The sequence below is a fragment of the Mycolicibacterium arabiense genome (genome assembly GCF_010731815.2).
In the GTDB taxonomy this organism is placed as follows: domain Bacteria; phylum Actinomycetota; class Actinomycetes; order Mycobacteriales; family Mycobacteriaceae; genus Mycobacterium; species Mycobacterium arabiense.
The window spans coordinates 5,888,844-5,901,106 of sequence record NZ_AP022593.1; the positions used below are offsets into that span (position 1 = coordinate 5,888,844).

At 69.4% G+C, this 12,263-nt stretch carries 12 protein-coding genes; 10 read left to right on the plus strand and 2 right to left on the minus strand.

Translation table 11 applies throughout. From position 1 onward, the window contains the following. Positions 1 to 50 precede the first annotated feature (50 nt). From G6N61_RS29955 to G6N61_RS29990, 8 genes are all read left to right on the plus strand, one after another. Positions 51 to 965 carry an Lrp/AsnC family transcriptional regulator gene (locus G6N61_RS29955; RefSeq protein ID WP_235887349.1) on the plus strand — a complete coding sequence of 305 codons (915 nt, stop codon included), beginning with the start codon at positions 51 to 53 and terminating at the stop codon, positions 963 to 965. A 29-nt stretch (positions 966 to 994) separates the two neighbouring features. Beyond that, a complete protein-coding gene (locus G6N61_RS29960) occupies positions 995 to 2,515 on the plus strand; it encodes an ABC transporter substrate-binding protein (protein ID WP_163924453.1) in 1,521 nt (506 codons plus the stop codon). A 14-nt stretch (positions 2,516 to 2,529) separates the two neighbouring features. Then, on the plus strand, positions 2,530 to 3,498 hold the full coding sequence (locus tag G6N61_RS29965) for an ABC transporter permease (RefSeq protein ID WP_163925204.1): 969 nt from the start codon (positions 2,530 to 2,532) through the stop codon (positions 3,496 to 3,498). Beyond that, positions 3,495 to 4,379, plus strand: coding sequence for an ABC transporter permease (locus G6N61_RS29970; RefSeq protein ID WP_163924454.1), 885 nt, complete (start codon positions 3,495 to 3,497; stop codon positions 4,377 to 4,379). The genes G6N61_RS29965 and G6N61_RS29970 overlap by 4 nt, the downstream gene beginning before the upstream one ends. Next, positions 4,376 to 6,001: a dipeptide ABC transporter ATP-binding protein gene (locus G6N61_RS29975; RefSeq protein ID WP_163924455.1), complete on the plus strand. Its 1,626-nt coding sequence runs from the start codon at positions 4,376 to 4,378 to the stop codon at positions 5,999 to 6,001. The genes G6N61_RS29970 and G6N61_RS29975 overlap by 4 nt, the downstream gene beginning before the upstream one ends. A gap of 137 nt (positions 6,002 to 6,138) precedes the next feature. Further along, entirely contained in the window at positions 6,139 to 7,866 is a 1,728-nt protein-coding gene (locus tag G6N61_RS29980; protein ID WP_163924456.1) for a hypothetical protein, read from the plus strand. Positions 7,867 to 7,909: 43 nt separating this feature from the next. Further along, positions 7,910 to 8,635 carry a M15 family metallopeptidase gene (locus G6N61_RS29985; protein WP_179973548.1) on the plus strand — a complete coding sequence of 242 codons (726 nt, stop codon included), beginning with the start codon at positions 7,910 to 7,912 and terminating at the stop codon, positions 8,633 to 8,635. Between the two features lie 77 nt (positions 8,636 to 8,712). Beyond that, entirely contained in the window at positions 8,713 to 9,312 is a 600-nt protein-coding gene (locus tag G6N61_RS29990) for an NADPH-dependent FMN reductase (protein ID WP_163924457.1), read from the plus strand. A gap of 16 nt (positions 9,313 to 9,328) precedes the next feature. On the opposite strand, the gene G6N61_RS29995 is transcribed toward G6N61_RS29990, so the two are convergent. Next, complete coding sequence (locus G6N61_RS29995) at positions 9,329 to 9,940, minus strand: TetR/AcrR family transcriptional regulator (protein ID WP_163924458.1); 612 nt, start codon at positions 9,938 to 9,940, stop codon at positions 9,329 to 9,331. Positions 9,941 to 10,169: 229 nt separating this feature from the next. Here G6N61_RS29995 and G6N61_RS30000 point away from each other — a divergent pair, with 229 nt between their 5' ends. Then, on the plus strand, positions 10,170 to 10,853 hold the full coding sequence (locus tag G6N61_RS30000; protein WP_163924459.1) for an isochorismatase family protein: 684 nt from the start codon (positions 10,170 to 10,172) through the stop codon (positions 10,851 to 10,853). Beyond that, on the plus strand, positions 10,850 to 11,782 hold the full coding sequence (locus tag G6N61_RS30005; protein ID WP_163924460.1) for an SDR family NAD(P)-dependent oxidoreductase: 933 nt from the start codon (positions 10,850 to 10,852) through the stop codon (positions 11,780 to 11,782). The genes G6N61_RS30000 and G6N61_RS30005 overlap by 4 nt, the downstream gene beginning before the upstream one ends. Here G6N61_RS30005 and G6N61_RS30010 read toward each other — a convergent pair. Further along, positions 11,779 to 12,228, minus strand: a complete 450-nt coding sequence (locus G6N61_RS30010) for a DUF5078 domain-containing protein (RefSeq protein ID WP_407666506.1) — start codon at positions 12,226 to 12,228, stop codon at positions 11,779 to 11,781. The two genes, G6N61_RS30005 and G6N61_RS30010, sit on opposite strands and share 4 nt — an antisense overlap. Between the last annotated feature and the right edge of the window lie 35 nt (positions 12,229 to 12,263).

A 12,263-nucleotide genomic window follows, 5' to 3' on the forward strand; every position in this document is an offset into this window, starting at 1 on the left:
TGACTGATGTGCCGGTCGTGCGGGTCGAAAGATCTCGCCGCGAATTTGCGATGGGTTTCGACGGGAGTGGGATGGACGAGGTCGACGAGGCGATCGTGGAACTGCTGGAGGTGGACGGCCGCCTCACCCACCGCGAGATCGCGCGCCGGGTGGGGCTGTCCCGTTCGGCTGCGGCAGCGCGCACCCAACGCTTGATCGCCAGCGGACAGGTCGTGGTGCGCGGCGTCGTGCACCCGGCGGTGATCGGGCGTGGGGCGCTCGCCCACGTGGGGCTCGTGGTGAACGGCCCGGCCGCCGTCGTCGCCGCCGACATCGCCCGGCGAGACGACGTTCCGTTTCTCTCCCTCACCACGGGTCGGCACGGACTGGTGGTCGAGGTGCGCGCGGCCTCGGCCCGCGACATCGACCGGTCGATCGCCGAGCTGCGGGCACATCCCGGTGTCGCCGGGGTCGACACCCTGACCTACGTCGAGTTGATTCGCGACGTGGTCGGCCCGGTCGGCGAGGTCACCACCCACGTGGACGACGTCGACGTCGCCCTGCTGCGCGCGCTGCAGGACGACGGCCGCGCGTCCTACGTGGACCTGGCCGAGGTGGTCGGGTTGTCACCGGCCGGCGCGCGCCGCCGAGTGGTCCGGCTGCTCGACGCGCAGGTGCTTCGCATCGGCGCGGTGGTCCGGCACTCGGGTCGCGACATGCAGAGCGCCATGGGCTTCGGCGTCCGGCTGTGCGGCGACGACCGCGACGTGTTGGACCTCCTGGCGGGCATGGGATCGGTCATCTTCATGGCGCGCACGCTCGGTCGGTTCGACATCCTGGTCACCGTGCGCGGCTTCTCGACCGGCCACCTCATCGAGACCCTCGACGCGGTGCGGGCCCTGCCCACCGTCAGCGCCGTCGAGAGTTGGACCCACCTGGAGGTGGTCAAGGAGACGTACGCGTCGGGTCTCGACGTCGGCGTGTAGATGATCGCCAGGGTGGGTAACCGCCCCGAATGCGCTGGCTCGCCACGATCCTTGCTGCCGTGGTCGCGCTCACCCTCACGTCCTGCGCGAGCGCTCAACGCGTCGACCTGGGCGACTCGGCGGGCAATCTCATCGCTGCCATCGCAGGCGAACCCGATCAACTCGACCCGCAGAAGACCAGCTCGTACTTCTCGTTCGAGGTGTTGGAGAACGTCTTCGACACGCTCGTCGAACCCGACGAGAACCTCGAGATGCAGCCTGCGCTCGCCGAGTCGTGGACCGTGTCGCCGGATCAGCTCACGTGGACGTTCCGGCTCCGCGACGGCGTCACGTGGCATGACGGCAGTCCGTTCACCGCCGACGACGTCGTGTACTCCTACCGACGCATCATCGACGAGAAGCTCTCCAACGTCGACAAGTTCAGCGCCGTCACCGACGTCACCGCGCCCGACCCTTCGACCGTCGTCGTCCGGGTGAAGGAGCCGACGCCGAACTTGCTGACCAACCTGGGCGGCTTCAAGGGCATGGCCATCGTCTCCCGCCGCAACGTCGAAAGTGGTGAGATCGCAACGCGTCCCATGGGCACGGGGCCGTTCTCCTTCGCATCGCAACGCAGCGGCGACTCCATCACGCTGGCAGCGAATCCGAACTACTGGGGTGGTGCTCCGAAGATCCCCGGCGTCACTTACCGATTCATCTCCGAACCGTCCACCGCCCTGTCCGCGTTGCAGGCAGGTGAGGTCGATTGGACCGATTCCATTCCCGCACAACGGGTCGAGCAGTTGCGCAACGACGACTCCATCCACCTCGCGGTGACGCCGAGCAACGACTACTGGTACTTCGCGCTCAACCAGGCCAGGGCACCGTGGAACGACGTGCGGGTACGCCGGGCCATCGCCTACGCCATCGATCGCGACGCGATCGTCCAGGCCACCAGCTACGGCACCGCCGTCGCCAACCAGTTGGCGATCCCCGAGGGCAACCCCTGGTACGTCCGCTACGACCAGTACCGCTACGACCTCGACGAGGCCAAGCGCCTCCTCGACGAATCCGGGGTGCGGCCCACCGCGCTCGACATGCTCGTCACCAGCGAGTACCCGGAGACCGTGACGGCCGCACAGGTGGTCGCCGACAACCTGGCGCCACTGGGCATCTCGGTGAACATCCGCACCGTCGACATGGCCACCTGGCTCGACGAACAGAACACCGGCAACTTCGACATGCTGATGATGGGCTGGCTCGGCAACATCGATCCCGACGACTTCTACTACGCCCAGCACCACACGGGTGGCTCGAACAACGCGCAGAAGTTCTCCGACCCCGAGGTCGACCGCCTCCTCGACGCGGGGCGCGTGGAGACCGCCCGAGACGCCCGCGCCGACGACTACGCGAAGGCGGCGGTCCAGATCGCCGACCAGGTCAGCTACATCTACCTCTACAACCCCTCGGTCATCCAGGGCTGGACGCCCGACCTCACCGGCTATGAGGCCCGTCGCGACGGTGCGATCCGCTTCCGCGCCGCGGCGATGAGTGATGCGGTGAGCCAGTGAGCCCCTCGAAGACCCTGTCGCCGTTACTGACTCACCCCGTCCTCCGATTCCTGGCCCGCCGGGTCGCCTACTCGCTGGTGGTGCTCGTCGGCGTGCTCATCGTGGTCTTCGCGCTGGTGCATCTGGTCCCGGGCGACCCGGTGCGGATCGCACTCGGAACGCGGTACACCCCAGAGGCGTACGACGCGCTGCGGGCCGCCAGCGGCCTGGATCAGCCGCTGCTCCAACAGTTCTTCGGCTACGTGACCTCCGCGGTCCGCGGCGACCTCGGAGTCAGCTTCCGCAACGGCGATCCGGTGGCAGGCATCCTGGTGGAACGCCTGCCTGCGACGTTGTCACTGGCCGCGGTGGGCATCGTGATCGCGCTGCTGATCGCGCTGCCCGCGGGAATCTGGTCGGCGCTGCGGGAGGGCCGGGTCAGTGACGCGATCGTGCGGGTGACCACCCAGTTCGGCGTATCGATACCCGACTTCTGGATGGGGATCCTGCTGATCGCATTGTTCTCCACCACGCTGGGCTGGCTGCCGACGTCCGGATACCGGCCGCTGTTGGACGACCCCGGCGGCTGGCTGTCGCACGTCGTCCTGCCGGGCCTCACCGTGGGCCTGGTCGCCGGTGCGATCATGACGCGCTACGTGCGGTCGGCCGTACTGGACGCCAGCGCAACGGGATACGTGCGGACGGCGCGGTCGAAGGGGCTGCCGCCCGCGGTCGTCACGTTCCGCCACACCGTGCGCAACGCGTTGGTCCCCATCCTGACGATCACCGGGATCCAGCTCGCCACGATCCTGGGCGGCGTCATCGTCGTCGAGGTCGTGTTCGCCTGGCCCGGCCTGGGGCGGCTGGTCTACAACGCCGTGGCCGCGCGCGATTACCCCGTCATCCAAGGCGCGGTACTCCTGATGGCCGCGCTCTTCCTGCTGATCAACCTCGTGGTGGACCTGCTGTACGCGGTCGTCGATCCCAGGATCAGGTTGTCATGACCGACGCCGAGAACACCCGCGTCACGTCGTGGCGCCTGCTGCTGTCCAACCCGGTGACGATGGTCAGTGCGGTGCTGCTCGCCGCGGTCGTGGTCATCGCGGTGGCCGCGCAGTGGATCGCCCCGTACGGCGTCAACGACGTCGACGTGCCCAGCGCGCTTCGAGGTCCGAGCGCCCAACACTGGTTCGGCACCGACGAACTCGGCCGGGACGTGTTGTCGCGCGTGTTGGTCGCGGTGCAGGCCTCGATGCAGGTGGCGGTGGCGAGCGTCGCGTTCGCCGTCGTCGTCGGCGTGACGGTGGGTGTCGTCGCCGGCTACCGCGGGGGCTGGGTCGACACCGTCTTCATGCGCGTGGTCGACGTCATGTTCGCGTTTCCGGTGCTCCTGCTGGCGCTGGCCATCGTCGCGATCCTGGGGCCGGGCATCACGACGACGATGCTGGCCATCGGCGTGGTCTACACGCCGATCTTCGCCAGGGTGGCCCGAGCCAGCACGCTCTCGGTGCGCGTCGAGCCGTACGTCGCGGTCTCCCGCACGATGGGCACCGGCCACGGGTACATCCTGGCCCGCCACGTCCTGCCGAACATCGCGGGACCGCTGATCGTGCAGACCTCGCTGTCCCTGGCGTTCGCGATTCTGTCGGAGGCGGCGCTGTCGTTCCTGGGCCTCGGCATCCAGCCGCCCGAACCGTCGCTGGGGCGGATGATCTTCGACTCGCAGGGCTTCGTCACCCTGGCGTGGTGGATGGCCGTCTTCCCAGGGGCGGCGATCTTCGTGATCGTGTTGGCGTTCAACCTGTTTGGCGACGGCCTGCGCGACGTCCTCGACCCCAAGCAGCGCTCGGTGGCGGAGATCAGGCGAATGGAGCGGCGGCAGTGACGCCTTCACCCGAACCGGTTCTGGACGTCGCCGACCTGAAGGTGCGGATCGGTAGGCGCGAGATCGTGCGCGGCGTATCACTGCGCGTCGAGCGCGAGCAGACCCTCGGCATCGTCGGGGAGTCCGGATCCGGGAAGTCGATGACCGTTCTCGCCGCCACCGGTCTGCTCGACACGCCCGCCGCCGTGGTCACCGGCACCAGCACGCTGGGGGCGCGGGACGATGCGACGGCCATCGACCTGGTCGGTGCGTCGGCGCGCACGCTGCGCACCCTGCACGGCGGCCGGATCGGCTTCGTGTTCCAGGACCCCGGTACGTCGCTCAACCCGATGCTGACCCTGGAACGGCAGATCACCGAGTCGCTCGAGGCGCACCGTCGCGTTACCCGCCGCGAGGCCACCGCCCGCGCGCTGGAACTGCTCGAGGCCGTCGGCCTGCCCGACCCGCAGTCGCGACTGCGCTCCTACCCTCACCAGCTCTCGGGCGGACAGCGCCAGCGGGTGATGATCGCGATCGCCCTGGCATGCGATCCCGAACTCCTCGTCGCCGACGAACCCACCACGTCGCTCGACGTCACGACCCAGGCCCAGATCATCGAGCTGGTGCGCGCGCTGCAACGCGATTTCGGCACCGCCGTGATCTGGGTGAGCCACGACCTCGGCGTGATCGGCCAGGTCGCCGACGACGTCACCGTGCTGCGCAATGGCGAGGCGGTCGAGCAGGCACCGATCCTCGACGTGTTCGACCGCCCGCGCGACCAGTACACCCGCGACCTGCTGTCAGCCCGCCCCGTGATCGGAGCGCACCGACCGGCGCCCGTGCCCGACGACGCCCCGGTGCTGCTCGACGTCGAGGGCCTCGACGTCCGGTTCCCCGTCACGACGCCCACCGGGCGCACCACCGTCCACGCGGTGCGCGATCTGTCGTTCCAGATCCGGCGGGGCTCCACCCTGGGGCTGGTCGGGGAATCCGGGTCCGGCAAGTCGACCGTCGCGGCGGCGCTCACCGGACAGGTGACACCCGAGGCGGGCACGGTGCGCCTCGACGGTGTCGACGTCCTCGCCCGGCGTCGCCGCGCCGACAAGGCGCTGCGCCGTCGCATCGGGTTGGTGTTCCAGGACCCGTTCTCCTCTCTGGACCCGCGTGCTCCGGTCGGCTCGGCCATCGGGGAGCCGTTGCGCGTGCACCGCCTGGCCGGAGATCGTGCCGGCCGCAAGGCCCGCACCGCCGAACTGCTCGACCTCGTCGGGCTGCCCACGTCGTTCGCATCGCGGTATCCCCACGAACTGTCGGGGGGTCAGCGCCAGCGGGTGAGCATCGCCCGCGCGCTGGCCCTCGAACCCGACCTGCTGATCCTCGACGAGTCGACGGCATCGCTGGACGTCTCCGTCCAGGCGCGGGTCCTCGAGCTGTTGGCTGAACTGCAGCGCGACCTGACGCTGACCTATCTGTTCATCGGCCACGACCTCGCGGTGATCCAGCGGATGAGCCACGACGTGCTGGTCATGCGGGACGGCCGAGCCGTCGAGCAACGCCCCGCATCGGACCTGTTCGCGGCGCCCGAGGACGACTACACCCGGGCCCTCCTGGCGGCGGTGCCGCCTGCCCGCCCCCGCGTGTAACGAAACATCCGCACTGGCGATGATCATGGGGTAGGGAGCGCCGGGTAGCTGCTGGTTCAGGGACCAGCGTCGGGGGATGGCTGCTGGGAAGAGTGGCGGAGACGCCATGCTCCTTGGGATCGAAGGAGTAAGCGTAGATGCGTGCACCACGAGCAGGACTGAACAACAAGCGAATCGCCGCCGCGGTGGCGTCCGGAGTGGTGGTGTCGCTGACGGCGCTCACCGCAGGTGTCGCCCCGGCGCTGGCCGCCCCTGGCGACGGTCCGGGCGGGCCGACCACGACGATCGTCGAACCAGAACCCGAGGTGTCCGCACCGGAGGAGTCCGGGTCGGGTCGTGGCGAGGGATCCGGGCGCGGTGAGTCGGCCGACGAGGCACCCGCGGTGCCGACGCAGACCGTTGCACCCGCGCCTGCGGTCGAAGCGCCGCCGGTCGTGGAGGCGCCCCCGGTGGTGGAAGCGCCGCCGGTCGTCGAGGCCCCGCGCCAGACTCAGGCACCCAAGCCCGAGACTCAGGCGCCCAAGCCCGCCCCCGAGACGAAGACGCAGGCTCCTGCCTCGGAACCGAAGGTGACAGCTCCTCCGAGCACGGCCGCGCCGAGCACCGCGGCGCCGACCACCGCAGCGCCGAGTTCTGCCGCCAAGCCGCCGACCACGACGGCCACCACGGTCGCCCCGCCCGCATCGCGCGAGGCGTCGCCCTCGAGTGAGGCACCGGGCAGCGCACCGGCTGCCGCGGATCCGTCCGCGGCGTCGCAGTCTCCCGCCACCTCGGCTGACGAGTCGGCCTCGAAGAGCCCCGAACCCGCCGACGGTGAGACGTCCGAGTCGTCGAGTGCGCCCTCGTCGCCGGAATCCGAGTCGGCCACCACGTCCGAGCGTTCGGGTGCGGGGGAGACGGTGTCGTCGAGCGTCTCCGAAGCGGCCCGGGCCATCGAGACGTTGCGACCCGAGACGCTCGAGGCCCCCGCCGAGGACGTGCAGGTCGCCAAGACCGCGAAGGTCGTCGAGGTGCCGAAGCCAGAGCCGGCGCCCAAGGCCGACATCGAGGCGATCGCCAAGGCGATCGACCTGCAGGACCTGCAGCGGGAGATCCGCCAGGGCGATCGCATCAACGACGCCGCCCGCGTCGACGACGACGTTCGCCGCGTCGGTCTGTGGGACCGCAACGTGCGCCAGTGGCGTCCGGACTGGGTGGAGTACGACGAGTACTACCGTCCCGTCCTGGCCAACCCGTACCGCGACCCGGTGCGCATCATCTACGTCTACGAGAACGTGCAGCGGATCGCGTACATCCCGCCGTTGTCGCGCATCGTCCTGGAGGTCGCACAGTTCGCGGCCTACAGCTTCACCGCAGTCGTCATGAACGCGGTGAACACGGCGGTCAACGTGGCGGTCGGCAGCTTCTTCGGTGGCGGCTTCTTCCCGGGCGTCGGCCTGCCGTTCCCGCCGCCGCCGCGACCGGTGGCGCGCTACGACAACGTTCCGGTGTTCGTGAACTACTCGCAGGCCCGGTACGAGCCCTTCCGGGTGCAGCGCATCGTCGACGTCGGCGATGATCCCCGCTTCGGTGAGCGCCAAGTGCTCCTCGACGGTGTGACCCCGGCGTGGGGCGTCTGGAACCAGACGCCGACGGGCGAGCGGCAATTCGAGGTGCACCGGACCCAGCAGTTCCCGGGTCTGGACCAGCCGAGCGAGGCTCCGCTGCCCGGCGACTACCAGCTCCGGCTGTTGTCGGACGAGTCGGCGTCGGACGGGTTCAACCGCAGGGACGTCTACCTGATGGCGGCGGCCGGGCTCTGCGCGGTGCTGAGCATCGGTGCCGTGGTGGTCGCCATGGCGATGGGCCGCCGCAGAAACGCCTGAGCTGGAAACGCTTAGTCGGGGGTGCTCTGGCGCTCGCAGGGCCGTGACGGTCGCGACGGTTGTCGCGGCCGTCACGGTCGTCGTGCAGTGCGCACCCGCACCGCCCGCGCCGGACCCGACGTCGTCGCCGGCGACGTCCACTACGACGTCCATTCCGGGGGCGGAGATCCCGAGGACGGTCACCCGACCGCGAACGCCCACGCCGGTCACCGCGCCCGCGGCCGTATACCCGGTCACCGCAACCGAACTCGGCGCGACCTGGCGACCCGGCTGCCCCGTGCCGCCCGAACGGCTGCGTCGGGTGAACCTCGACTACCTCGGTTTTGACGGCCGCACCCATCGCGGTGATCTGGTGGTCGCCGAGGACCTGGTGGGCGATGTCGTCGACGCGTTCGCCGAGTTGTACCGGCTGCGATTCCCGATCGAGCGGATGCGGACCGTCGACCACTACCCGGGTGCCGAGGACGAACTGTCGATGCGCGACGACAACACCTCGGCGTTCAATTGCCGGCGGCTCCCCAGCGGATCAGGTTGGTCGTTGCACGCGCTCGGGCGGGCCGTCGACGTCAACCCACTGCTGAACCCGTACGTCGACAGCCGGGGGAACCTGGAGCCCGCGACCGCCGGACCCTTCGTCGACCGCTCGCGGCGTGACCCGGGGATGCTGCACGCAGGCGATCCAGCAGTGCGGGCGTTCACGAGCCGCGGCTGGCGATGGGGTGGCGACTGGCGCACCCCCAAGGACTATCAGCACTTCGAGAAGCGCTAGCCGGAATATGTGGGGATGCTTCCCCGTTTATCTCGGTGGGCTGCCAGAAGGCAGCCGGCCGAGATTCAGGAGACGCCATGACCAAGATCGCCCTCATCATCACCAGCACCCGCACGGAGCGCTTCGCCGATCGACCGGCCGCGTGGGTGGCCGAGCGTCTGCGGCGCGAGGGGCTGGAGGTCGACGTTGTCGACATGCGCGACCACGACCTACCAAGCTTCGACGGGCCGTCGCCGATGTACGCGCCGCGTCGGTACGCGACACCGGCGATCGCAGAATTCGGGCGACACGTCGACGAGGCCGACGCATACGTCGTGCTCGCCAGCGAGTACAACCACGGCTATACGGGGGTGTTCAAGAACGCAGCCGACCACCTGTTCGCGGAATGGGACCGCAAGCCGATTGCCTTCGTCGCGTGGGGAAACGTCGGCGGTGCGCGCGCGGTGGAGCAACTGCGTTCCGTCGCAGTCGAGTTCGGAATGGCGCCCATCCGCCCCGCGGTGCACATCCTGCCCGACGTGCTGGTGCCCGCGATGACGGCGCCCACCTACGATGCGGAACTCTTCGCCGCGCTCGAACCGAGACTCGACGCGCTGGTAGAGGAGTTGACGTGGTGGACCAACGCGTTGGGCTCGGGGCGCGCCGCCTCGCCGGAAGTCGTCGCTGCGCACGCGTGATCGGACACCGGGCCGCTCAGCCGTGCAACACCCGTCGGATCTCGGAATCCGTTGGAGCGGGCGGCACCTCGACGACGACCTCGTCGGTGACGAGACCGGCGAGCCACAGCGCGACCAGTCGGGCGCTCGCCCGCGGAGCGTCCTCGACGGTCCGGTGGACCAGGCCGGCGTTGGCGATCAGGAGCACGGCGAGGTCGGCGGGGGACGCGTCGGCGCGCACCAGGCCGGTGCCCACCGCGCGCTCGAACACCGTGGCGATGGCGCGGTAGTGGCGGTCCCGGAGTTCCTCGACACGGGGCGACAGCGGCCGCAGCGATGCCAGGAGGTCGGCCAGTCCCCGATTGGTGGCCTGTAGCGCGCAGGTGGCGGTGACGCAGTCCCGCAACGCGGCCACCGGATCGTCCGCGCGGGCGGCCTCTTCGGCGAGGGCGCAGTAGCGCTCGAGGTGGCCGGTGTAGACCTCGGCGAGCAACTCCTCGCGGGTGGGGAAGTGCCGGTACAACGTGGCGTTGCCGGTGTTCGCGCGTCGTGCGATCTCGTTCAGCGACACGTCCACGCCCTGTTCGGCGTACACCGCCTCGGCCGCGGTCAGCACGGCAGTCCGATTGCGTTGCGCGTCAGCACGCATCAGCGATCTCCTCGGGCTCGGCCGGCGTGTCCGGGGATGCATCCCCGGTTCGATCGTACGTCGGGCTGGGCGGGACGTTCCCGAAGCGCGGCGCCGTACCGGCTAGCAGGTACCCGGCGCAGGGGTCTGCAGGCGTCCCCGGTGGGGGCGAACACCGATGACGGCAGCCGTCGATGGGGCAAAGATCGATGCATACCCGAGATCGGCGATACGAGATGAGGCCTCGAAGATGGACTGGAACCCACGCGACACCGCCGTCGTGTTCATCGATCCACAGAACGACGTCCTGAGCCCCACCGGAATCAACTGGGCGGCAACGGGCGCCAGCGTCACGGAGAACGACACCGTCGCGCACATGCTGGCGATCTTCCAGGCCGCGAAGGCCGCGTCGTACGGGATGTTCATCTCACCGCACTACTTCTATCCCACCGATCACCGCTGGCTGTTCAACGGCGCACTGGAGGCCGACGAACTGCGCACCGGCACCTTCGACCGGCCGGGTCCCCTGAACCTGGACGGGCTGCCCGGCTCGGGAGCCGACTGGCTCGACGTCTTCAAGCCGTACATCGAGGACCCGGACACGGTCGTCGTCAGCCCGCACAAGGTGTTCGGCTCGCAGACCAACGACCTGGTGCTGCAGTTGCGCAAACGGCGGATCAACAGGGTCCTGCTCGGCGGGATGCTCGCGAACATGTGCGTCGGATCGCACCTGCGCGATCTCCTCGAGCAGGGCTTCGAGGTCTACGTCGTCCGTGATGCCATCGCGGGTCCGCGCCATCCGGAGTGGGGCGACGGCTACCAGGCCGCTCTGGTCAACTACGCATTCCTCGCGCACGGGGTGGTCTGGACCGAGGACGTCGTCACCGCCATGCAGGCATCGGCGCAGCCGTCGAACGCCGAGGAGATCCGATGAGCCGTCTGAGCACCCCATTCGGGTTCACCTCCACGGCCGCCGAGGTCCTCGCCGACGTGGACCTGTCAGGACAGCGCATCATCGTCACCGGTGCGACCTCGGACCTGGGGGTGGAGACCGCGCGCGCCTTGGCGGCGGCCGGCGCATCCGTCGTGCTCGGTGTTCGTCGGTTCGACGCCGGCCGAGAGGTGGCGGCCCAGATCGCGGAATCCACCGGGAATGAATCGGTCACGGCCGCCGTGCTGGACGTCGCCGACCTGGCGTCGGTCCGGGACTTCGTCGCGCGGTGCGGCGCCGAGCCGGTGCACGCGTTGATCAACAACGCCGGGATCATGGCGCTGCCCGAACTCGTCCGCTCCAAGGAGGGCCGCGAGATGCAGTTCGCCACCAACTATCTCGGGCACTTCGCCCTCACCGTCGGGCTTCGCCCAGCGCTCGAGGCAGCCGGCGGAGCGCGCGTCGTGTCCGTCAGTTCCAGCGGACACCTGTTCTCGCCGGTGGTCTTCGACGACCTCGACTACCGCTTCCGGCCGTATGACCCCATGACGGCCTACGGGCAATCCAAGACCGCCGCCGTCCTGCTCGCCGTCGGCGTGACCGATCGCTGGCGAGACGACGGGATCGTCGCCAACGCGCTGAATCCGGGCGCGATCGCCACCGGGCTTCAGAAGCACACCGGAGGTTTGCAAACCCCCGTCGAACGCCGCAAGACGATCGAGCAGGGCGCTGCGACCTCCGTGCTGCTGGCCGCGTCACCGCTCGTCGACGGGATCGGCGGTCGCTACTTCGAAGACTGCAACGAGTCACCGACCGTCACGCAGCGCCCCGACGACTACAGCGGCGGCGTCGCGCCGTATGCGCTAGACAGTGGCAACGCCACGCGGCTCTGGGACGCCGGAGAAGCGTTCGTCGCCAACGCCGTTCGTTAGCGTGCGACCGGCCAGGCCCACACCGACATGTCGCCGCGCGGGTAGTTCATGCAGACGTCGGTGGCCTTGGCGACCACGCCCTTGTTGTTGAAGAAGATCTTCGCCCAGTTGCCCCAGCGCTGAGCCATCGGCTCACCGAAGACGTGGGTGGCGATGTACTCGGAGTAGCCGCGCCGGTCGAAGGCGTTCAGCGAGTAGAACCAGTGGATGCGGTCCACGGCGCCCTGCTGCACGTCGGCAGGCCGGTTGTTCTTGTCGATGATGTAGCGCTCGAAGTACACCGGGCTGGTGTCGCGCACGGCGGCCAGGTACTGCTCGGCATCGCACGACGTCTCGATCTGGCGCTTCGGGATGGGGTAGTCGTCCGTGGAGTCGGCGACCGCGGGGGCGGCGAACACCGTCGCCGCGATCCCGCAGGTTGCGGCCAGCAGGCCGCCCCGACGCATCAGATTGCGCATGCCCATCATGTTGCTCCTCGTCG